The following is a 22,874-nucleotide window of genomic DNA, read 5'->3' as shown; positions in this document are numbered from 1 at the left end:
AAGAATGTCTAACATTTTACTAGATGTATAACCCAATTAAATATTTAGTATTTTAATAGCTTGTTTGATATATATACATTAAACTAATTTTTTTAACAAATCAAGAAGTTTTTTCTAGGTAAAGATTTAACAACTTATAGATTATTTATTTTTCCTAAAAACTTTTCTTATGTTTTTTACAAATTTTTCGCAGTTTAATCGAAGTATTTATTCCATATATGGAATCTTATTCATTTTATTATAGCTATTTTAAATTTTTTTTAAATTTATTTTAAAAATACAAAACTCTTTCTCCCTTGCATTTGTAACATTTTTAATTCTTTCTTCATATTATATTAATAGTTTATTAATAATTTAAAAGAATATTATATTAAATTAGTAGATTTATTTTCATTATTATCATTTAAAATTTATTAAAATAAAAGTGATGCAATAAAAATTGCATCACTCATCTTTCTATATTTTTATAAACTATTCTCTTCCATCTGTGTAAACATTTTTAAGATCCATTACTCCAAAAGTTGGTGAATTGTAGTTCTTAACAAATTTACGTATATAAGTATTTTTAAATCTCCATACACCTGGAGAAAATACTGCCTCATCATAAATTAATATTTTCTCAGCCTCAGCAAATAATTTAGCCTTCTCTTCTGGATCAGCACAACCATTGGCTTCATCAATTAATTTATCATATTTCTCGCTCTTCCAGTTAACTCTATTTACTCCTGAAGTGGATAACCAAACATCAAAGAAAGTACTAGGATCATTATAATCTCCACCCCAACCTTGAGATGCAATCTCATAATCACCTTCTTGTGTCCTACTTTGGAATACTGCCCATTCACAATATTCTGGATCCATATTTACTCCTAATACTTCCTTATAGTTTTGTTGTTCAAATTCAGCAAACTCCTTAGTAGTTGCATCGGTTCCAGATTGAATGAACTTTATGGTATGCTTAGATGGATCTGGGTCTAATCCTAATTCTTTTAACCCTTCAATTAATAATGCCTTAGGGTCAGAATTATCCTTCTTCAAATCCTCTACTGGTAAGTAATTAGCTCTTTCTCTATATTCCACTCCACCTATCTCTACTTTTGGAGGACACCAAGCTAATGCTGGTTCTGCTAAATCTTTATACAATGCTTTAACCATACCATCTCTATCCATTGCTATTGAAAACGCTTTTCTTATTTTAGCATTTTTAAAGTATTTAGATTCTTGATTAAAGTACATATAGGTAGATGAGCCATCATAGCCTTTTCTAACATCAAACTTTTCTGTTTTATCAAGCTTTTCTATCCATTCCGGTTTACTAACTCCTCCTAAATCTATTGAACCATTATAAAGTTCATTCATCCTTGAATTAGGTTCTTTTATAATTTTCATTGTTGCTTTTTCTAATTTTACATTTTCAACATCCCAATATTCTGGGTTTTTAACTAATTCAACTTTATTATTATGCACCCATTCTTTAATTGTAAATGGACCACAGAATACCATTGTATCTGCCTCTGTACCATATTTATCACCATGTTTCTCAATTATATCCTGTCTTTGAGGTTCCATTACTTTAAAATATGTTAAATCTAGAAAATAAGAACATGGTCTTTCTAAAGTAAACTCTAAAGTTTTTTCATCAACAGCTTTAACCCCAACATCTTCTGCCTTAGCTTTATTTGCATTGTAAGCTACCGCATTCTTTATTGGATATAGTAAAAATCCATATTCAGAAGCTGTTTCAGGATTTAATGTTCTCTTTATACCATAGACAAATTGCTCCGCCGTAACCGGTTGTCCATCTGACCACTTTGCATCCCTTAAATGAAAAGTCCAAGTTAAGTTATCTTCAGATACTTCCCATTTTTCAGCCATTCCTGGTACAATAACATCTTTGCCTTCTTCATTAGTTTGAATTCTTGTAAGACTTTCCATAACATTTGTTAAAACTTCAGAAGAGTATCTGTCTGAACTTTTTGAAGGATCTAATGATTTTGGCTCAGCTTGTAACAATACGTTTAAATATTGTTCCTTATCCATTTTAGCATCTGAAGCTTCTTTATTATCACCTTCAGCTGGCTTTTCATCTGTTTTCTTTCCACATCCAGCTAAAGCCATGGATGCAGTTAGTGAAATAGTCAATAATGCAACTAACAATCTTTTACTTTTCACAATTATTCCCCCTTTTTTATTACCCTATAATCTTATTTATTGTGTTCAAATTATCTTTATCCCTACATGGAAATTATTAACCATGAAGGTTATATAAAACTAAATTATATATATTAACAATACCTTCTTTACTTCAAATTCATTAAAAAAACTAGAATACTATATAAAAAGTATCATCACATATATTTCATTTTTCTTATATTTCACAATTTTAAAACTATTTTATATTTTCATATAATTAACTTCAATAAATATTTTACATATCCATTTTATATTAACGATTATATATAATGGCATTTTATAAATCAATAGATTTTTCCATATTTTCAACTATTTAAATAATATTTAAAAATTTATACATACTTTGATAACATTTTGTTAATTTAGTTTATATTATATATATATCATTCATTTTTAATTAAAATCTTATATAATACAAATTTATAACAATAATAAAAGTGACGCAAAAATTATTGCGCCACTCATTTTTTATATTATTCTCTTCCATCTGTATAAACATCTTTAAGATCCATTACTCCAAAAATTGGTGAATTGAAACCATTAACAAATTTACGTATATAAGTATTTTTAAATCTCCATACACCCGGAGCAAATACTGCCTCATCATAAATTAACATTTTCTCAGCCTCAGCAAATATTTTAGCCTTCTCTTCCGGATCAGCACAGCCATTAGCTTCATTAATTAATTTATCATATTTCTCGCTCTTCCAGTTAACTCTATTTACTCCTGAAGTGGATAGCCAAACATCAAAGAAAGTACTAGGATCATTATAATCTCCACCCCAACCTTGACCTGCAATCTCATAATCTCCGTCATTTGTTCTACTTTGGAATACTGCCCATTCACAATATTCTGGTTTAATATTTATTCCTAATTTTTTATTAAAGTTTTGTTGTTCAAATTCAGCAAATTCCTTAGCATTAGCATCTGTACCAGATTGAAGGTAATTTATAGTATGTTTAGATGGATCCGGGTCTAATCCTAGCTCTTTTAATCCCTCAACTAATAGTGCTTTAGGATCTGGATTATCTTTGATTAACTCTTCTACTTGTAAGCTATTAACTCTATCTCTATAATCTACTCCACCTATCTCTACTGCTGGAGGGCACCAAGCCAATGCTGGTTCTGCCAAATCTTTATATAAAGCTTTAACCATACCTGGTCTATCCATTGCTATTGAAAATGCTTTTCTTATTTTAGCATTTTTAAGGTATTTAGTATCTTGATTAAAGAACGTATAGGTAGTTGAGCCATCATATCCTTTTCTAACATCAAACTTTTCTGTTTTATCAAACTTTTCTATCCATTCTGGTTTACTAACTCCTGCTAAATCTAGTGAACCATTATAAAGTTCATTCATTCTTGAATTAGGTTCTTTTATAATTTTCATTGTTGCTTTTTCTAATTTTACATTTTCAGCATCCCAATATTCTGGATTTTTAACTAATTCAACTTTGTTATTATGCACCCATTCTTTAATTGTAAACGGACCACAGAATACCATTGTATCTACCTCTGTGCCATATTTATCACCATGTTTCTCAATTATATCCTGTCTTTGAGGTTCCATTACTTTAAAATATGTTAAATCTAGAAAATAAGAACATGGTCTTTCTAAAGTAAACTCTAAAGTTTTTTCATCAACAGCTCTAACTCCAACATCTTCTGCCTTAGCTTTATTTGCATTGTAAGCTACCGCATTCTTTATTGGATATAATAAAAATGCATAGTCAGAAGCAGTCTCAGGATTTATTGTTCTCTTTATACCATAAACAAATTGCTCTGCTGTAACCGGTTGTCCATCTGACCACTTTGCATCTCTTAAATGAAAAGTCCAAGTTAAGTTATCTTCAGATACTTCCCATTTTTCGGCCATTCCTGGTACAATAACATCTTTGCCTTCTTCATTAGTTCGAATTCTTGCAAGACTTTCCATAACATTTGTTAAAACTTCAGAAGAGTATCTGTCTGAACTTTTTGAAGGGTCCAACGATTTTGGCTCAGCTTGTAACAATACGTTTAAATATTGCTCCTTATCCATTTTAACCTCTGAAGTTTCTTTATTATCACCTTCAGCTGACTTTTCTTCTGTTTTCTTTCCACATCCAGCTAAAGCCATGGATGCAGTTAGCGAAACAGTTAATAATGCAACTAATAATCTTTTACTTTTCACAATTATTTCCCCCTTATTATTACCCAATATTTTTATTTATTGTGTCAAATTATCTTTACCCCCATGTGGATTTTTTAACCATTAAGGTTACATAAAATTAAATTATATCTTTTATATATATTAATTAATAATATTTTCCTATTTAAATTTCTTAAGCGAATTAAATATCACTTATAAGAAACACTTCTTTAACTATATTTTATATTTTCAACAATTAGAAATATTCTGAATTATTTATTTTATTAGTGTAATTAATATAGTTATATATTTATGCATTCATTTTATATTTATGATTATATATAATGATATTTTATAAATCAATAGTTTTTTCCATATTCATAGCCATTTTAACAATATTTAAAACTTTATACATATTATGATAATAGTTTATTAATTTAGTTTAAATTACATATATATCATTCACTTTTAGTTAAAAATTTTATATAGCATATTTTTTAATAATAGAGAAAGTGATGTAATTTTTTATTACATCACTCATTTTTTCTATTTTTAATATAATTTATTCTCTTCCCTCAGTATATGTGCTCTTTAAATCAATTGATCCAAAAGCAGGTCTTGAATAGTTTTTAACATAGTTACGAATATAAGCATTATAGTATCTATATATACTTGGGCTAATTACACCTTCATCATAGACTAATATTTTTTCTGCTTCTTTAAATAATTTTGCTTTTTCTTCTGGATCTGCTTCACCATTAGCTTTTTTAACTATTTCATCATATTGCTTATTTTTCCATCCAGTATTATTTATACCTGCATTTGACGTCCAGATGTCAAAGAAAGTACTAGGGTCATTATAATCTCCAACCCAAGTTTGACCTGCCATTTCATAATCTCCATCTGTTGTCCTGTTTTGGAATACTGCCCATTCACAATAATCTGGCTCAATGTTGACCCCTAATATTTCTTTATAGTTCTGTTGTTCAAATTCACCAAACTCTTTATTATTACCACTATTACCAGATTGAATTATCTTTATTGTATGCTTAGATGGATCTGGATCAAGTCCTAATTCTTTTAATCCCTCTATAAATAACGCCTTAGGATCTGGATTATCTTTCTTTAAATCATCTACTGGAGAATAATTAGCTCTATCTCTATAGTCTACTCCATCTATCTTAACTGACGGAGAACAAAATGCTGTTGCTGGCTCTGCTATACCTTTATATAACGATTTAACAGTTCCTTCTCTATCCTTCGCAATTATAAATGCCTTTCTTATTTTATCATTTTTAAAGTATTTAGTATTTTGATTAAAGAAACTATACACTGTTCCTCCTTCAAAATATTTTTTCACATAAAATTTTCCTGTATTATCAAGTTTCTCTATCCATTCCGGCTTATTAACATTTCCAAGGTCTAGCGAACCGTTATAGATCTCATTCATTGTTGAATTAACTTCTTTTATAATCTTCATTGTTGCTTTTTCCAACTTTACATTTTCAGCATCCCAATATTCTGGGTTTTTAACTAATTCAACTTTATTATTATGCACCCATTCTTTTATTGTAAACGGACCACAAAATACCATTGTATCAGCTTCAGTGCCATATCTATCACCATGTTTTTCAATTATATCCTGTCTTTGTGGCTCCATTACTTTAAAATATGTTAAATCTAAAAAATAAGAACATGGTCTTTCTAAAGTAAACTCTAAAGTTTTTTCATCAATAGCTTTAACCCCTAAATCTTCAGCCTTAGCTTTTCCTCCATTATAAGTTTCTGCATTCTTAATTGGGAATAGTAAAAATGCATACTCAGAAGCAGTTTCAGGATCTAAAGTTCTCTTTATTCCGTAAACGAATTGCTCAGCTGTTACTGGCTGCCCATCACTCCACTTCATATCTCTTAAATGAAATGTCCAAACAGTACTATCATCAGATTTATCCCATTTTTCTGCTGCGCCCGGCACAATGCTTCCTTGACCATTTTCATCACCTTGTAACCTTGTAAGTGATTCCATAACATTAGTTAAAACATCTGAAGAATATCCATCAGTACTTTTTGAAGGATCTAGTGATTTAGGTTCTGCTGGTAATAATACATTTAAATATTGATCCTTATCCATTTTACTTTCTTCTTTGTTTCCTTCAGCTGGTTTTTCCTTATCTGTACCCGAATCATTCTTTTTACATCCAACTAGTGCCATTGAAGCAGTTAATGAAACTGTTAATAATGCTGCTAATAATCTTTTACTTTTCATAATTAATCCCCCTTTTTATTGGCTTAGCAAAGCACACTTCACTATGTTTAAATTCATCACTACCGCGTTTTTCCATTTTAAACTTACAATATCAAGCACATTTCATGCGTTGTGTATTTTCCATTAATTCCCAATAACCTATACATCTACAATAATCCAATCTATCCTTAAAATCAAGTTATCTTTTTATGAACTTTGAAATCTTTTCATTACATTTACTCTAGTTTTCTAAAACTTATGATTGTTTTACAGCCTATCTCCTCACATTTCCCATTAAATGTATTATTTTAAACATATTATTAAATAACTTATTCAATTGCACATTTCTTAATTTCCATAGAAATACTATAGTTTTACAACATTAAATATCTTATTAGATGTTTAGTTTTATTATAACTTCCGGATAATTAATACTAAAAAATTAATAAACTATTAAAACTTTAAATAGTTTTAAATAGTTATCAAGTTTTCACTATAAGAATGTACTAAAACATACTTCTCAGTAATTATAAATTCAATGAAAAATATCCTTTTTACTTTGTTATTCATTATATGCTTATAAATATGACCTCTTTGCCTATCCTTATCCGCTTATATAGCCTTTCAAATGCACACATAACCATATACTTTTTTCATCCTACCATCTTTTAAAGATTCTAGATATATAAAAAACTAGCAAATCGCTTGCTAGTTTTACCTAAAAATTAAATTTAATTATATGTAATTTGAGCTTTATTTTAAGATAATGTTGATATCATTATAAAGATAAAAAATATCATTTAGGTTTCTATCTCTATGATTATCTACTTCTATGAAAGATAATTAACTTTACATTTTAGTATATTTAATATATTTGCATTTTGCCTACAATATTGTTTAATCATCTTTAGTACATTTCAATATTTTCTAATTCTTTCTCACTTACTATTTTAAAATTTAATTTCCATAGATAGTTATCTTCGTTATCCAGAAGCCACCAATAATATTAATTATCGCCTATTATGTCTATTCATAAATAAGTTAACTCGACACTGCCACCCCTTGATAAGACCTCCTGTGCTGAATTCAATTTCATCTTTAACTTACCATATAGAATATTCATCTACTTTTTTCTCATTATAATCAATTTTAAGATACTTTTACAGCTATTAGCAAAGAAGAGTCTCTATAGACCGCTTTAACCTTCTAATTGCTTATTTATCCTTCTCCAATTATATTAAATTCATAAAAATACCTACATATTCCATCTATAGCACATCCCCTCCATTTTTGNNAATATCTCTTTTCTTTACTTTTTCATTACGTTTATAAAGCCCTCTTCAGATAGCAAAGTTCTAACATTTCTTACGTTTACCCTCAAAACTAATTATAAATAGAAACTTATTCCTTTTCCTTTTTTCTCTAGAAGTTACTTGCAATGTGGCATAATTTTTAATTTATTATATCTGTATTTTAGCTCTAGTATAGCTCTACTATATATAACTCACTATATAAAAAAAGACAGGGACTTCCCTGTCTTTCATATCTATTATAATAAGTGGCATGCAACAAAGTGATTTGGTTCAATTTCCTTAAACTCTGGTAGTTTCTCGCTGCAAATCGGCTTAGCATATCTACATCTTGCAGCAAATCTACAACCTGGCTTTGGATTAATTGGACTAGGAACTTCACCTTCAAGTTGAATTCTCTTTTTACCTCTTTCCACTTCAGGATCTGGAATTGGAATAGCTGATAATAGCGCTTGAGTATATGGATGTAATGGCTTTTCATACAAATCATGACTTGATGCAAGTTCAACCATTGTACCAAGATACATAACTCCAACTCTATCTGAAATATGCTTAACCATTGAAAGGTCATGAGCTATAAAGAGATAAGTTAATCCTAATTCATTTTGTAGTTTTATTAATAAGTTAACAACCTGTGCTTGAATTGACACGTCAAGAGCTGATATAGGCTCATCACACACTATAAAATCTGGCTCTATAGCAAGTGCTCTAGCAATACCTATTCTTTGTCTTTGTCCACCAGAAAACTCATGTGGGAATCTTGAAGCGTGTTCTTTATTCAAACCAACTAATTGTAATAAATTAAATATTCTATCTGTTCTTTCTTGTCCGCTATATAATCCGTGTATATCTATACCTNNTTGGATTTAAAGAAGCATAAGGGTCTTGAAATATTATTTGCGCTCTTCTAGTAAAATCTTTTTTCTGACTTTTGTTCAATTTTCTTACATCATGACCATCAAACAATATTGACCCTTCTGTAGCATCATATAGTCCCATAACAGTTCTTCCACAAGTTGTTTTTCCGCAACCTGACTCTCCAACTAAACCTAAAGTTTCCCCTTTGAAGATATCAAAGCTAACATTGTCAACAGCCTTTAAAGTAGCAGTCTTTCCAACTTGGAAATATTTCTTTAAGTTTTTAACTTCTATTAAGACTTCATTTTTTTCATTAGCCATTATTCTTCACTCCTCTCAAAACTTCAGGAACTTCTACTTTGGGAGCCATTGGATGTTTTAACCAACATGATACTTCATGAGAATCAGTAACATTTGTAACTTCCGGTACTTCCTCTTTACAAATTTGCATACAATATTCACATCTTGCAGCAAAAGGACATCCAACTGGCGGCTTGATTAAATCTGGTGGTGTTCCTTGTAATGAATACAATTTACCTTTGTTTTTAGTATCTAATCTAGGAACTGATTGTAATAGCGCCCAAGTATACGGATGTTGAGGATTATAGAATATTTCATCAACTGTTCCTCTTTCAATTATTTGTCCAGCATACATAACTTGAATTCTGTCTGCAACATCAGCAACAACACCAAGATCGTGTGTTACAAGGATAACTGCTGTTCCAAGCTTTTCTTGAAGATCTCCTATAAGTTCCATAATTTGTGATTGTATTGTAACATCAAGAGCTGTTGTTGGCTCATCTGCTATAAGTATTTTGGGATTACAAGCAAGTGCTATAGCTATCATAGCTCTTTGTCTCATACCACCTGAAAATTCGTGTGGATATTGATGTGCTCTTTTATCAGCATTAGGTATGTTAACTAACTCAAGCATTCTTATAGCCTCTTTTAAAGCTTCGTCTTTACTCATACCTCTGTGTATAATTAAACTTTCAGCAATTTGTTTACCTATAGTCATAGTTGGGTTTAAAGAAGTCATAGGATCTTGGAATATCATAGATATATCAGAACCTCTAAGTTCTCTTAACGCCTTATCCTCCATTGCTAAAATGTCTCTTCCTTCAAAGTTAATTTTTGATTCTTTTTTTATTTCTGCAGGCATTGGCTCAGGAAGCAATCTCATTATTGCCTTAGCTGTAACTGTTTTTCCGCATCCAGACTCTCCAACTACCGCCAATGTCTCACCTTTATTTAAATGAAAACTTATTCCTCTTACTGCTTGAACTTCTCCAGCATAAGTATGAAATGAAACTCTTAAATCTTTAATATCTAATATTTTTTCCATCGATTTCCCCTCCTACTGACGTAATTTCGGATCTAGCGCATCTCTTAAGCCATCACCTAATAATTGGAATGACAGCATTATTAGAGATATTACTATTGCAGGGCAAAGTAATTGTTCTGGATAGAACATTAAATTTTGCTGTGCTGCAGAAGCTAATGCTCCTAAACTTGTCTTTGGAGATTGAATTCCTAAACCTATATAGCTTAAGAAGGCTTCACCAAATATAAAACCTGGTATATCAAATGTTATTGCAACTATCATAACCCCTAAAGTATTTGGCAATAAATGCTTACCAATTATTCTTGAAGGACTTGCACCAAGAGCTTTCGCTGCAAGAACATATTCTTGTTCCTTTATTTGTAATAATTGTCCTCTAACTAGTCTCGCCATACCAGTCCATCCTGTAACTGTCATGGCAATAACTAAAGTTCCAATACCTTTATTATCAAATATCATGGATATCAATATAACTATAACAAGATAAGGAATAGCTACTAATATCTCTAGTATTCTCATCATTATATCGTCAACTATTCCACCGAAGAAACCTGAAACCCCTCCATAAATAGAACCCATAACTGTATCTATTAATGCACCTATAAGACCAATTATTAGAGACACTCTAGCACCTTGCCAAACTCTACCAAAGGTATCTCTTCCTAACATATCTGTTCCAAACCAGTTAGCTGAACTTGGCCCATTATTAAGTAAACTATTGTTTGTAACTTCATAACTTACTCCACATATAGCTTTAGCCAAACTAGGTCCTATGATTGCCATTATTGATATGATTATAAGTATGCAAAGAGATAGTATTGCAACTTTATTTTGTTTTAATCTTCTCCAGGCATCTTGCCAATAAGTCATACTTGGTCTTAAAATTTCATTGGATTTTGACGTATCACACCCAATAATTTGAAACTTGTCTTTTGATAATTCTGCCATAATTTTCCCTCCTATCTACTACCATTAGAAACTCTAATTCTTGGGTCAACTAATCCATAAACTATATCAACTACAAATAATGAAACAATAAATAATGTTGACACTAAAATAGTCTGTCCCATTATCATAGTATAATCTCTATCTCCTATAGCTGAAACAAAGTATTGACCTAATCCAGGTATAGCAAATATACTTTCAACAACAAATGCTCCTATAAATATACCTGCAATTTGTGGCCCTAATAACGTAATAGCTGGAAGTATAGCATTTCTTATAACGTGCTTAAATACTAAGCTTAACTTAGAAACACCTTTAGCTTTTGCTGTTAATATATAATCCTGTCCAATAACATCTAGACAGTTAGCTCTCATATATCTTGCATAAGTTGCTATAGAAGCAAAACTTAAGGCTATGGTTGGTAATATAGTATGTTTAAATTCTCCCCAACCAGTTGATGGTAAAACCATCCAATGAACTGTAAATGTAAATTGCAGCAGCGATGCAATAACAAAACCTGGTATTGAAATACCTAATATAGCGATAAACATTACTAAATAATCTTGCCATTTACCTCTTTTAAAGGCCGCTAAAATACCCAAAATAATTCCAATAGTAAACCCCATTGCAAGTGCTTGTCCGCCTATTCTTGCTGATATAGGTGCATAACTAGCTATAGTTTTACCTACGCTTCTTCCTGCATAAGCTAAAGATTCTCCCATGTCTCCTTTTAGAACTAAGTTAGAAATAAATTTTCCATATTGGACTATAACCGGTTGATCTAGTCCATACTTGGCATAATAGTTTGCCCTAATTTGTGGTGGTAAGTTTCTAGCCATTGACGCTAGTGGGTCACCAGGTATAGCATGTATTAGCATGAACGTAATTGTTATTGATATGAACAGCGTTACAAGCATATACCCAAATCTCTTTAGAGTAAATTTTAACATCATCATCCCTCCATTTTAGCATAAAGTTGTTGCAAAATTTTTTTACTTATTGCAACTTATTATATATATCCTTACCTTTATTAAAATGTAAGGATATTTATATACCTGTACTCCAAATAATACCTTCAACACAACTTTTATATGTGCTTTATGTCTATAAAACTTAAAAGCTATATAATGCTATATATGTTCTTATTCATATATAACGCAATAAAATTCTTTCAGCCTCTTCAAAGAATTTTAATTTTATTTTTGCTTTATAGTTATTTAGTTTTCTCTATTGCTTAGGGTTTATTTATACTAAAGATACAATATTATGAAGAAAATTATTAAATGATTGTATACTTTAGCTCAAACTTCACTGTAGGTATGTTGTAGAATGTTGCCCACTAAAATCATTATTTTTCATATTTAACTTTACTGCAATTGCTAAGGAAACTTAGTAAAATTTCTTTTCTTACTTTTATACCTTATTTATATCTCGTTGTAAATATCCAATTTTATAAAGATATAAATAAAATTATTTTACTTCTCATAATTAGAACTACATATTATATTTTTTATAACATATTCTTATGTACTTATTTTTATTCTCCGAACTCCAAATAATACTTTACTAAATTTAAATTGAGAGCTTATTTAGATCTTTTAATATAAATAAAAAGCTTAATATACAGTTTATAATTATTAATTTCATCTTTAGTATCCTATCTTATAGCTTAGAACAATTAAGTTAAGTAGAAAATAAAGATGCTAGTAGTATGACTAACATTTCCTTACTTTTTATCAACTAATTCTTCTTGACATTTATACAATAATGTTTAAAACTTATTTTATAGATTTTAGCTATATTTTCTGAATGTTTTGATAATTCTATTTTCATTAACAATCTGGTCATAAAATTTACAATGATATGACAAAAATGCTTGTCTAAATATCAAGCAAAAGTTGATTAAGTTTAATTATTAGCTACAATTAAACTTAATATATCATTAATTTTTTTTATTTATTCACAATTTGAAAGCTTCATATAATTGAACAATATGAATTTTGAATTAAAATTCTACAAGAATTTCATTTTTTATAATACTATCATATACTTTATTAATTGTCAAACAATTTAGTTTTATAATTGTTTATTTAAACTTATCAAAGTTAATACAATTTTAAAAATATTTTTATTTTATTAACAATTCAAACTGTTCAATATTACATAAAATGATATTTTATATGCAACAATTAATTAATAATATTTTTCTATGGTTTTTTATGTAATTTTTTTTCTAATTTATAAAAAGATAATCATTAGTTTAACAATAACAATAAAATTTATTTTTTTAAAACTATATAACTTTTTATTCTAAAATTATATAATATAGTAAAGAACCTTTAAGGAGTGATTTAATTGGCTTATAATGTAGCTATTGTTGGAGCCACAGGTATGGTTGGAAGACAATTTATTGAAATTTTAAAAGAGAGAAACTTTCCGATAGAAAATCTTTATCTCTTTGCTTCTAAACGTTCTGCTGGCTCTCGTGTTAACTATAAAGAAAAAGAAATTGTTGTTGAAGAATTAAAAGAAGAGAATATATGTAATAAAAAAATACACTTTGCTCTTTTTTCTGCTGGTGGAAGCACTAGTTTAGAATATGCAAAGATATTCGTTAAATATGGAGCTATAGTTATTGATAACAGCAGTGCTTTTAGGATGAAGGAGGATGTTCCTCTAGTAGTGCCAGAAGTTAACGGAGAAGATATCAGAAATCATAATGGTATAATAGCAAACCCTAATTGCTCTACCATACAAGCTATGGTAGCTTTAAAACCACTATATGATGCTTATGGTATTGAAAGAGTTATTTACTCTACTTATCAAGCAGTATCTGGTGCCGGAATGAATGGGTATAGTGATTTAGAGAATGGTGTTAAAGGGGAAGCACCTAAAAAATTCACTTCTCCAATTGCTTATAATGTAATTCCTCAAATTGATGTATTCTTAGATAATGGTTACACTAAAGAGGAGATAAAAATGATTGATGAAAGTAAGAAAATACTTCATGATAGTGATTTAAGAATCACCGCTACTACAGTTAGAGTGCCTGTTTACCATGGTCATAGTGAAAGTATTAATGTTGAACTTAAAAAAGACTTTAATATAGAAGATATTTTTGAACTTTATAAAAAATCCGAAGGTATAGTTGTAATGGATAATACTAAGGAGGAAATCTATCCAATGCCAATAAATATTGCTGGAAAAGATGAAGTTTATATTGGCAGAATAAGAAGAGATTTTAGTGTAGATAAAGGTTTAAATTTATGGGTTGTTGCTGACAACATAAGAAAAGGAGCTGCCCTTAATGCAGTTCAAATTGCAGAAGCCTTTATAGAAAAAGATTTAATTTAGAATTATATAAAAAATTGACAAATAAATTACTAAATAAGTATGATCTTTTATTATATTTTTGAAAGGAAGATAATATTATGAGTATTTTTAGGGGCTCAGGTGTAGCAATTGTTACTCCTTTTAACGAAACTGGTGTTGACTTTAATAAGTTAAGAGAGCTTATAGAATGGCACATTGAAAATAAGACTGATGCTATTATAGTTTGTGGAACTACTGGTGAAGCTTCTACAATGTCAACAAATGAGAAAAAGGAAACTATTAAGTTTGTTATAGATGTAGTAAATAAAAGAATTCCTGTTATTGCTGGTACTGGTACAAATGATACACGAGCTTCAATTGAAATGAGTAAATACGCAGAAGAAGTTGGAGCAGATGGACTACTAGTTATAAATCCTTACTATAATAAAACTAGTTCTAAAGGACTTATAGCACATTTTAAAGCCATTGCTAATAGTGTAAAAACACCTATAGTAGTTTATAATGTGCCTTCTAGAACAGGAATGAATATTCCACCTTCTGCTCTAGCAGAATTATGCGAACTTGATAATATAGTTGCTGTGAAAGAAGCTAGTGGGGACATGAGCCAAATTATAAAAATAAAATCATTATGTAAAGACAAATTAGACATATATTCTGGAAATGACGATCAAATTGTTCCTATAATGGCAATGGGCGGTATAGGAGTTATTTCTGTACTTGCTAATGTAATTCCTAAAGATGTTCACAATATCTGTGAATACTATTTAAATGGCAATGTAAAGGATGCTTTAGATTTACAGCTTAAAACTTTACCATTAGCTAATTCTCTTTTTGTAGAGACAAATCCTATCCCTGTTAAAACTGCACTTAATTTAATGGGTATGGAAGTAGGTTCTTTAAGATTACCTCTTATAGATATGGAAGAAAAAAATCTTAAGCCTTTACAATATGAATTAAAAGCTTATAACTTAATTAAATAGGAGGACTAATATGGTTAAAATCCTTTTAGTTGGATGTAGTGGAAAAATGGGAAGAATGATTTCTTCTACCGTTGAAAAATTTGAAAACTTATCTATTGTAGCTGGAGTGGATAGATTTAAAGAAGAATCTCTTAAATATCCAATTTATGATAATATAGATGAATGTAATGAAGAAATAGATGTTATTCTAGATTTCTCAAGACCAGATACATTAAAGCAAATTTCTCAGTTTGCAATTAATAAAAATAAACCTGTTGTATTTTGTACTACAGGATATAATGAAGAACAAAAAGCTTATATTCATGCTTTAAGTAATACTATTCCTGTGTTTTTCTCTGCTAATATGTCCATAGGAATAAATATAATAAATAATATATTAAAGAATATAAGTAATACACTTTATAATGACTTTGATATAGAAATTATAGAAAAGCATCACAATCAAAAAGTAGATGCCCCTAGCGGAACTGCTCTTCTATTAGCAAATACTATTAAAGACTCTATAAAAGATGAAACAAAATTTATCTTTGGAAGAGAAGGAATTGCTAAAAGAGAGAAACAAGAAATAGGTATTCATGCTATTCGTGGTGGAAATATAGTTGGAGACCATGAAATAATATTTGCTGGTCAAGGTGAAGTTATAGAAATTAAACATTCTGCAATTTCCAGAGAAGTTTTTGCAGTAGGTGCCTTAAGAGCATGTGCCTTTGTTTATAATAAAGGAAAAGGTATATACTCAATGGATGATGTAGTAAAATAAATTCAAATAAAAAGTGGTGATATAAATCACCACTTTTATTTTAATTGTGAATTAACAACTTAAAACAATGCACAATGCAAAATTCACAGTTCACAATTATGGTGGAAATTATTTTTTAACAAAATAATTTCTTTAAACATATTTTTGATTAGTAATACAATTGCTAGTCAGTATATGACGAACATTGTTCGCAGCTAGAAAGAAAATTACTTGTAACTTTTTAAAATGAATTTAGAATTTCTCAGTGATAACTGAGAAATATCCATAATTGTGAATTGTGCATTGTGACCTGTGAATTGTTCTAACTTGTGTATATTTCTCCACTACGAAGCCTTCCAATATACTTTTCCATTCTATCTAAAGCTTCTTTAAGCTCACTTTCATTATAACAGTAGGATATTCTTACATAGCCTTCCCCACCTTCTCCAAAAGCTGAACCAGGTACTATAGCTACCTTTTCTTCATGTAGAAGTCTATGACAAAATTCCTCACTACTCATATTAAAGCTTTTTATGGATGGAAATATATAAAAAGCACCTTTAGGAATATGAACCTGAAGTCCCATATCCTTTAATCTATTATATACATAATCTCTTCTTTTTTTGAATTGCTCTTTCATATATGCAACATCGGTTAAAGAACTTTTCAATCCTTCTAAGGCACCATATTGGCTTATAGAAGTAGCTGAAGAAACATTATATTGATGAACTTTAATTATATTTTTCATTATGTATTCACTTGACGCAACATACCCTACTCTAAGTCCTGTCATAGAAAACATTTTTGAAAATCCACTTACTAAAATTATTTTATCTTTTATATCTTTACATTGGCATATGGAATAGTAATCATCATAACAAAGAGAAGAATATATCTCATCAGATATAGCAATTATATCATTTTCTTTTATTATTTTATAAAATTCATCTCTCTCCTCTTTAGAAAGTATACTACCTGTTGGATTGCTAGGATATGAAACTACTAAAACTTTAGGTTTTTCAGTTATTATTAATTCCCTTAATTTATTAAAATCTATAGAAAAATCTTCTTTTAAAGGATAATTAATAACCTCTCCTCCTAACATCTTCGCTAAGCTTTCATAGGCAGGATATGCTATTTGAGGAACTAATACTTTATCACCACTATTTAATAGTGTAGCAAATACGCACATTAATCCCTCACTACCGCCCACAGTGACACAAATTTCATCAGCATTGTAGTGAATTTTGAAGTCTTTTAAAAAATTAGATATTTCCTCTCTAAGCTCTAATATTCCCGCATTAGGAGTATACACTGTTCTATTCTCATTTATCGCTTTAATAACTCCATCTTTAACTGCTTTAGGCGTATAAAAATCCGGTTGGCCTAATGTTAAGGATATTGCATCAGGTATTTTTGATACCTGATTAAAAAATTTTCTTATTCCAGATATCTCTATACTCTCTACATTTTTTGAGAATATATTATTCATATAATCAGTCCTTTTTAATTATTAAATAATGATTTAAATTTCATCCAGCACTTAAAACTCTACACCTTTTCTAGCTGGTACACCTTCATTAAAATAATGTTTTACATCTTTCATTTCTGTAACAAGGTTAGCTTTTTCCATAATTCTTTCTGGAACATTTCTACCTGTCATAATAAGTTCCATATCTTTTGGTTTCTTATCCATAAGTTCTAATAATTGTTCCTCTGAAACCAATTCATTACCCAAAGCTCCCATGATTTCATCCATAATTAATATATCACACTGTTTATCTGCCATAACTTTTAAGCAAAATCTATAAGCTTCTTGTATTTCTTCTTTTAATTCAGCCTTTTGATCATCATTTAACGTCCAGAAAAATCCTCGTGGTTTTTCAAATCTATATATATTAAAATGTGGAGAAAGTTTTTTAGCGCTTTCTAATTCTCCAGTTGATCCACTCTTTAAAAATTGTACCATAGTAACCTTAAATTCATTTCCTGCTGCTCTTGTTGCAAGACCTACTGCAGCAGTAGTTTTTCCTTTTCCATTACCTGTATATATTTGTATATATCCTTCTTTTAGTTTTCCCATGGTATCACTACCCCTTTCCTATACGTTGATTTTATTATATCATTCTCTATAAATTATACCAAATTATTAAAAGTACTTATATAATTGAAGATTTACAAGAGATAATGGTAAATTATTTAGTATTTCTTCCTTATAAAAATATAAAATTTATTTTTGTATTAATTTATAAGCTCTTGGTAAAAAATAAATTAAATAAGAATTAATTTTAATTTTGAATGCCAATAGAACTCCTTAACTCCCAATTGGTTAAGTATTGCAAATATAACCTTAATATTATATTATTTAGTGTATGAACAAAAGTTATATGTTCATATTCAAAGTACACTTAGAAAGGAGATTGAACATGAATTACAATTTAACAGATCCATATGAAATAGCAAGATATATTAAAGAATCTAAGAAAGCTACTCCTGTTAAAGCTTATGTAAATGGTAATATTAAAGATTGCGATTTCAATAACATAGAATGCTATGGTGAAGGAAATTTCTACATATTATTTGGAAATTATGATGAGGTACAAAATTTCCTAGAAAAAAACAATGAAAAAGTTAAGAGTTGCAGAATAGAAAACGATAGAAGAAATTCTGCAATTCCAATGCTGGACATTAAAAACATAGATGCTAGAATTGAGCCTGGTGCTATTATAAGAGACATGGTTAGTATCGGTAAAAATGCAGTTATTATGATGGGTGCAGTTATAAATATAGGTGCTGAAATTGGTGAAGAAACCATGGTAGATATGAATGCCGTTGTTGGCGCTAGAGGAAAACTTGGAAAAAGAGTTCATCTAGGAGCTGGTGCTGTAGTGGCAGGAGTTTTAGAACCACCAAGTAAATCACCTTGTGAGATTGGTGACAATGTTTTAATAGGTGCAAATGCAGTTATATTAGAAGGTGTTAAAATAGGTGATAATTCAGTAGTTGCTGCTGGATCAATCGTTACTGAAGATGTGCCTGAGAATGTAGTAGTAGCAGGATGCCCTGCAAAAATAATTAAAACTGTTGATGTTAAGACCAAAGGCAAAACTGAATTATTGGATGATTTAAGAAAATAGAGAAATAAAATGGTGGTCAATGACCACCATTTTTATGATATTATCAAATAAATGAATAATAAGTATACTAACCTATTTTCTCCAATACTTAAGCCAGCTAATACATCATTATAATCTAAATCTATAGCTCACCTTACACAAGTCATATTTAACTAGCTGTTTTATTGCAAAATTTAAACTGCATCATTTATATTAATATCTGATTCTATATTGACATTGGATTCTGCATTTTCCTCAACTAAATCAGTTGCTGTATTTTCTGCATTCTCCTCTTCACCTTCATCATCTACTCTTTCCATTTTGGATATTGAAACTTCATATGCTATTTTTTTAATAACTTCAGTTTCAGAGATTCTTTTTTGATATTCTCTACTTTGTACTCTTCCCCAAATCCTTATGTTATCTCCTATTTCTAAACTCCTGCAGAATCTAGAATTTCTTCCCCAAGCAATTGTAGGGATATAGTCGGATTTTTTATATAATCTATTAACCGCTAAAAGCATGTCTGCAATCTCACGTCCAAAAGGAGTTGTTCTATATACTGGCGCTTTACATATATAGCCATCTAAATAAATTTGGTTTGGATTTTTACTTCTTTCTTTTAATTCCTTAATATCTCTTGCAAATACTGTTAATATAAGTCTGTTTGATCCATCAACAAACTTATTATAGGATCTTAATTGTCCTTCTACTATAAGTTCACTACCTTCACTAACATTCATACCTGTTATCAATCTTTCTGAAACAGTTATAGTTAAAACATCAGTAGCATCACTTAACCTTGGTACTTCAAAATCAAAATTGTAAAAGCCTTCTCCATACATTTCATGGCTAAATTCTAATTCTGAAATAACTTTTCCCTCCAAGTAAATTTTGTTGTTCAACATAGTATTGTCCATCGTAACCCCTCTTTCCCTTAGTTTTTTGTTCATTTTCATATACCATAATATATTCACTAAATCAGCGAACTATAACTAATATTATGAAAATTCTTATAATTCTTCCCAAACAATTTCAAAGCCTTAACACATGTTTCCATTATAATACAAATTATACACTTATGCAATGGATTATTTGCTTTTTATCTGCTTTCCTTCACTATTTATATTGTAGTTATCTTTATGCATAAGTTCAGAAACTGTGACAAATTTATAACCCTGTGAACTCAAGCTTTCTAATGTCTTTGGCAATGATTGAGGTGTATATTTTACATCAGTATGAAATAATATTATAGAACCTGGCTTTGTTTTTTTCATAACTCTTTCATACTCAATGTCAGTCCCCTGTGCTTTCCAATCTATACTATCCACATCCCATTGAATACACTTTCTTCCTGTAGATTCTACTGTTTCAATAGCTAAATCATTATATGCACCTTCTGGAAACCTAAATAACTTAGTATTTTTTCCTGTAAGATCTAAAATTTTAGCATCTGCAATTTCAGTGTCCTTTAATATTCTTTCTTTTGAAATTGTAGTCATGTTAGGATGCTTATTACTATGATTTCCAATCTCATGTCCTCTTTTATCTATTTCTTTAACAATATCAGGAAAATCATCTGCCCATAATCCTATAACAAAAAAAGTTGCTTTTGCATTATACTTATCAAGTATGTCCAATAACTCCATAGTATTGCTTTCACCCCAAGTAGTATCAAAAGTTATAGCTACCTTCTTTTCCTCTGTGTCTACACAGTATATAGGCATCTTTTTACCTCGAGAAAAGACTGCAAAAGTTCCCTTACTACTTATGGTCATTGTTAATATAGATGCAATAAGCAATAAGGCAACGCTTAAAAATACCTTTTTATGTTTTTTTACAAATTCCATATTTCCCCCTAAAATAATATTTCTATTCCATAAATAATATTCACATCTTTATGGTTATATTACATATAAAAGCTAATGAAATTATTGATAACAGATTCTATTTGCAGGGTTTCATAATAGAATTTTAACTTATACATGATTTCTTAATTATTAACTCTTAATTTCTAAGGACCCAAGCTATTTTTTAGAAAGCAAATGCAGTATTTTATGTAATGAGGAATATTTTAAAACTATGTTCTCTTTTATAGTAAAATATATTTAAAATAAAATTCTAATTAAAGTTGTTATTTTTTATGTTATAATAAGTATGAATTTAATTCATTCTAAAATTCAAAGGGGGATGAAATATGTTTGAAGATTCTCTGGATTTAGCAGAAAATAAACTTCTTCTGTTATATATATTTAATAAAATAAAGCTTCCAATTTCAAACATTCAAATTACTGAAATTGTTTTAGAAAATAATTTTATGAACTATTTTACGCTTCAGCAATACATAGTGGAATTAACTTCTTCAAATTTGTTAAGACATACACTTGAACATGAAAAAGACAGATTAGTTATAACAGATGATGGACAGAAGGTATTATCACTATTTGAAAATAGAATTTCAGAAAGTAAAATTGAGAAAGTAAATGACTATTTAGAAAGTAGCCTATCTAAAATAAAAAAAGAATTAACAGTTACTGCTGATTATACTATTGAAAACAAAAATAGCTACCTGGTTAATTTAATAGCTTCAGAAAATGACACAACACTTATCGATATTAAAATAAGTGTTGCATCAAATAAGCAAGCTCGTGAATTATGTTATAAATGGAAATCCAATTCATCAGAGCTTTATAATAAAATTATAAACATATTAGCTAGTGAATAAATTTACATAAGCTAATCACGAAAAATCAATTAACAATCATTCCCATGGGTTCTCCACTCATCGGAATGACTTTTTTACTTTCATCTATTTTATTTACTCTAATAAGAGAATTATTATATATATCACCTACATATATATACTTTTCATCTGTGGTTATGGCTTTTACCATTCCGCCTATACGAACTTTTTTAATCTCTTCATATTTATTTATATCTACTATACTTATACTTCCATCACCATAATTAGATACATAGCAGTATCGTCCATCACAATACATATCCATAGGAGCATTTCCTACAGGAATTTTATGAAGGATACTATTATTCCTTAAAGATATAATAGTCACACATCCCTTTCCACAATATCCTAAATTACTTTCACAAACTAATATATAATTACCATCTGATGACCATAGAGCTTTTGTAGGATATGCTCCTACGGATATATTTTTGATTTCTCCTCCCTTAGTTGCATCTATAATACTTAAATTATCACTATACATATTAGAAATTAATATCCTATTACTCTTTTTACAAATATCCAAGCTGTGAGGTGAACTTCCACAAGGTATTATTTCTACCACATTCTTAGCTTTAATATCAAAGCATACCACTGTATTAGAGTCTTCGCAAATTACATAAGCGTATTTGTCTAAAACAGAAGCCTCTGTACATCCACCGCCTAAGTAGAATTTTTCGCTAGTTCCCTCTTTATACAAAAAAGAAATAGAGCTATTGCTGTAATTCGAAGTTATGAGCATATCCTCGTATAGATATACTCCACGGGGTGATAATTTCTCACCTTCTGAATCCTTAATATATATGGACTCAACTTCTTCAAAATTATCTAACTCTATTTTCTCAATTCTATCTTTAGTGGCATTACACACATAAAGATACCTCACGTGAATCACCTCCTCACAATATACTATGAGGAGGTGATAATTTATGCTACGA

The 22,874-nt window shown here is 29.3% G+C and carries 16 protein-coding genes and 1 pseudogene; 5 read left to right on the top strand and 12 right to left on the bottom strand.

The genetic code is table 11. The features are described 5' to 3' along the window. Positions 1–471: 471 nt before the first annotated feature. From B2W91_RS16145 to B2W91_RS16115, 7 genes and pseudogenes are all read right to left on the bottom strand, one after another. Complete coding sequence (locus tag B2W91_RS16145) at positions 472–2,172, bottom strand: peptide ABC transporter substrate-binding protein (RefSeq protein ID WP_291582782.1); 1,701 nt, start codon at positions 2,170–2,172, stop codon at positions 472–474. A 494-nt stretch (positions 2,173–2,666) separates the two neighbouring features. After that, positions 2,667–4,367 carry a peptide ABC transporter substrate-binding protein gene (locus B2W91_RS16140; RefSeq protein WP_291582781.1) on the bottom strand — a complete coding sequence of 567 codons (1,701 nt, stop codon included), beginning with the start codon at positions 4,365–4,367 and terminating at the stop codon, positions 2,667–2,669. Between the two features lie 520 nt (positions 4,368–4,887). After that, the gene (locus B2W91_RS16135) at positions 4,888–6,591 is read right to left on the bottom strand and encodes a peptide ABC transporter substrate-binding protein (RefSeq protein ID WP_291582780.1); all 1,704 of its coding nucleotides are present in this window, start codon (positions 6,589–6,591) and stop codon (positions 4,888–4,890) included. A gap of 1,528 nt (positions 6,592–8,119) precedes the next feature. Then, a pseudogene (locus tag B2W91_RS16130) lies at positions 8,120–9,059 on the bottom strand (ABC transporter ATP-binding protein). Further along, a complete protein-coding gene (locus B2W91_RS16125; RefSeq protein WP_291582779.1) occupies positions 9,052–10,083 on the bottom strand; it encodes an ABC transporter ATP-binding protein in 1,032 nt (343 codons plus the stop codon). The pseudogene B2W91_RS16130 and the gene B2W91_RS16125 overlap by 8 nt, the downstream one beginning before the upstream one ends. Positions 10,084–10,095: 12 nt before the next feature. Further along, on the bottom strand, positions 10,096–11,028 hold the full coding sequence (locus tag B2W91_RS16120; RefSeq protein ID WP_291582778.1) for an ABC transporter permease: 933 nt from the start codon (positions 11,026–11,028) through the stop codon (positions 10,096–10,098). An 11-nt stretch (positions 11,029–11,039) separates the two neighbouring features. Further along, entirely contained in the window at positions 11,040–11,975 is a 936-nt protein-coding gene (locus tag B2W91_RS16115) for an ABC transporter permease (RefSeq protein WP_291582777.1), read from the bottom strand. Between the two features lie 1,405 nt (positions 11,976–13,380). Between B2W91_RS16115 and B2W91_RS16110 the strand changes: the two genes are divergently transcribed. The 3 genes from B2W91_RS16110 (at position 13,381) to dapB (ending at position 16,098) form a co-directional block, all read left to right on the top strand. Further along, the gene (locus B2W91_RS16110; protein WP_291582776.1) at positions 13,381–14,379 is read left to right on the top strand and encodes an aspartate-semialdehyde dehydrogenase; all 999 of its coding nucleotides are present in this window, start codon (positions 13,381–13,383) and stop codon (positions 14,377–14,379) included. 77 nt (positions 14,380–14,456) lie between these two features. Further along, positions 14,457–15,338 carry a 4-hydroxy-tetrahydrodipicolinate synthase gene (gene dapA / locus B2W91_RS16105; protein ID WP_291582775.1) on the top strand — a complete coding sequence of 294 codons (882 nt, stop codon included), beginning with the start codon at positions 14,457–14,459 and terminating at the stop codon, positions 15,336–15,338. A 10-nt stretch (positions 15,339–15,348) separates the two neighbouring features. Beyond that, on the top strand, positions 15,349–16,098 hold the full coding sequence (gene dapB / locus B2W91_RS16100; RefSeq protein WP_291582773.1) for a 4-hydroxy-tetrahydrodipicolinate reductase: 750 nt from the start codon (positions 15,349–15,351) through the stop codon (positions 16,096–16,098). Between the two features lie 301 nt (positions 16,099–16,399). On the opposite strand, the gene B2W91_RS16095 is transcribed toward dapB, so the two are convergent. Beyond that, the gene (locus tag B2W91_RS16095) at positions 16,400–17,569 is read right to left on the bottom strand and encodes a pyridoxal phosphate-dependent aminotransferase (protein WP_291582770.1); all 1,170 of its coding nucleotides are present in this window, start codon (positions 17,567–17,569) and stop codon (positions 16,400–16,402) included. A 51-nt stretch (positions 17,570–17,620) separates the two neighbouring features. After that, positions 17,621–18,160 carry a cob(I)yrinic acid a,c-diamide adenosyltransferase gene (locus B2W91_RS16090; RefSeq protein ID WP_291582768.1) on the bottom strand — a complete coding sequence of 180 codons (540 nt, stop codon included), beginning with the start codon at positions 18,158–18,160 and terminating at the stop codon, positions 17,621–17,623. Positions 18,161–18,503: 343 nt separating this feature from the next. Here B2W91_RS16090 and dapD point away from each other — a divergent pair, with 343 nt between their 5' ends. Beyond that, complete coding sequence (gene dapD / locus B2W91_RS16085; protein WP_291582766.1) at positions 18,504–19,214, top strand: 2,3,4,5-tetrahydropyridine-2,6-dicarboxylate N-acetyltransferase; 711 nt, start codon at positions 18,504–18,506, stop codon at positions 19,212–19,214. Positions 19,215–19,387: 173 nt separating this feature from the next. Here dapD and B2W91_RS16080 read toward each other — a convergent pair whose 3' ends face one another. Together B2W91_RS16080 and pdaB are read right to left on the bottom strand one after the other, a co-directional pair. After that, on the bottom strand, positions 19,388–20,113 hold the full coding sequence (locus B2W91_RS16080) for a single-stranded DNA-binding protein (protein WP_291582764.1): 726 nt from the start codon (positions 20,111–20,113) through the stop codon (positions 19,388–19,390). 171 nt (positions 20,114–20,284) lie between these two features. Continuing rightward, the gene (gene pdaB, locus B2W91_RS16075) at positions 20,285–21,043 is read right to left on the bottom strand and encodes a polysaccharide deacetylase family sporulation protein PdaB (RefSeq protein ID WP_291582762.1); all 759 of its coding nucleotides are present in this window, start codon (positions 21,041–21,043) and stop codon (positions 20,285–20,287) included. Between the two features lie 347 nt (positions 21,044–21,390). Here pdaB and B2W91_RS16070 point away from each other — a divergent pair, with 347 nt between their 5' ends. Next, entirely contained in the window at positions 21,391–21,918 is a 528-nt protein-coding gene (locus B2W91_RS16070) for a DUF4364 family protein (RefSeq protein ID WP_291582760.1), read from the top strand. 25 nt (positions 21,919–21,943) lie between these two features. Here B2W91_RS16070 and B2W91_RS16065 read toward each other — a convergent pair whose 3' ends face one another. Beyond that, positions 21,944–22,822 carry a YncE family protein gene (locus B2W91_RS16065; RefSeq protein WP_291582759.1) on the bottom strand — a complete coding sequence of 293 codons (879 nt, stop codon included), beginning with the start codon at positions 22,820–22,822 and terminating at the stop codon, positions 21,944–21,946. Positions 22,823–22,874 lie beyond the last annotated feature (52 nt).

The organism is Clostridium sp. UBA6640, assembly GCF_002455975.1.
Classification (GTDB): Bacteria; Bacillota; Clostridia; order Clostridiales; family Clostridiaceae; genus Clostridium_J.
Note: the sequence above shows the minus strand (reverse complement) of the source record. Positions and strands in the feature narration are given on the sequence as shown.

What these genes read in the sequence shown, in the direction of transcription:
- B2W91_RS16135 (WP_291582780.1), bottom strand. Translation starts at nt 6,591, where the DNA reads ATGAAAAGTAAAAGATTATTAGCAGCATTATTAACAGTTTCATTAACT.
- B2W91_RS16125 (WP_291582779.1), bottom strand. Translation starts at nt 10,083, where the DNA reads ATGGAAAAAATATTAGATATTAAAGATTTAAGAGTTTCATTTCATACT.
- B2W91_RS16120 (WP_291582778.1), bottom strand. Translation starts at nt 11,028, where the DNA reads ATGGCAGAATTATCAAAAGACAAGTTTCAAATTATTGGGTGTGATACG.
- B2W91_RS16115 (WP_291582777.1), bottom strand. Translation starts at nt 11,975, where the DNA reads ATGTTAAAATTTACTCTAAAGAGATTTGGGTATATGCTTGTAACGCTG.
- dapA (WP_291582775.1), top strand. Translation starts at nt 14,457, where the DNA reads ATGAGTATTTTTAGGGGCTCAGGTGTAGCAATTGTTACTCCTTTTAAC.
- dapB (WP_291582773.1), top strand. Translation starts at nt 15,349, where the DNA reads ATGGTTAAAATCCTTTTAGTTGGATGTAGTGGAAAAATGGGAAGAATG.
- B2W91_RS16095 (WP_291582770.1), bottom strand. Translation starts at nt 17,569, where the DNA reads ATGAATAATATATTCTCAAAAAATGTAGAGAGTATAGAGATATCTGGA.
- B2W91_RS16090 (WP_291582768.1), bottom strand. Translation starts at nt 18,160, where the DNA reads ATGGGAAAACTAAAAGAAGGATATATACAAATATATACAGGTAATGGA.
- dapD (WP_291582766.1), top strand. Translation starts at nt 18,504, where the DNA reads ATGAATTACAATTTAACAGATCCATATGAAATAGCAAGATATATTAAA.
- B2W91_RS16080 (WP_291582764.1), bottom strand. Translation starts at nt 20,113, where the DNA reads ATGGACAATACTATGTTGAACAACAAAATTTACTTGGAGGGAAAAGTT.
- pdaB (WP_291582762.1), bottom strand. Translation starts at nt 21,043, where the DNA reads ATGGAATTTGTAAAAAAACATAAAAAGGTATTTTTAAGCGTTGCCTTA.
- B2W91_RS16070 (WP_291582760.1), top strand. Translation starts at nt 21,391, where the DNA reads ATGTTTGAAGATTCTCTGGATTTAGCAGAAAATAAACTTCTTCTGTTA.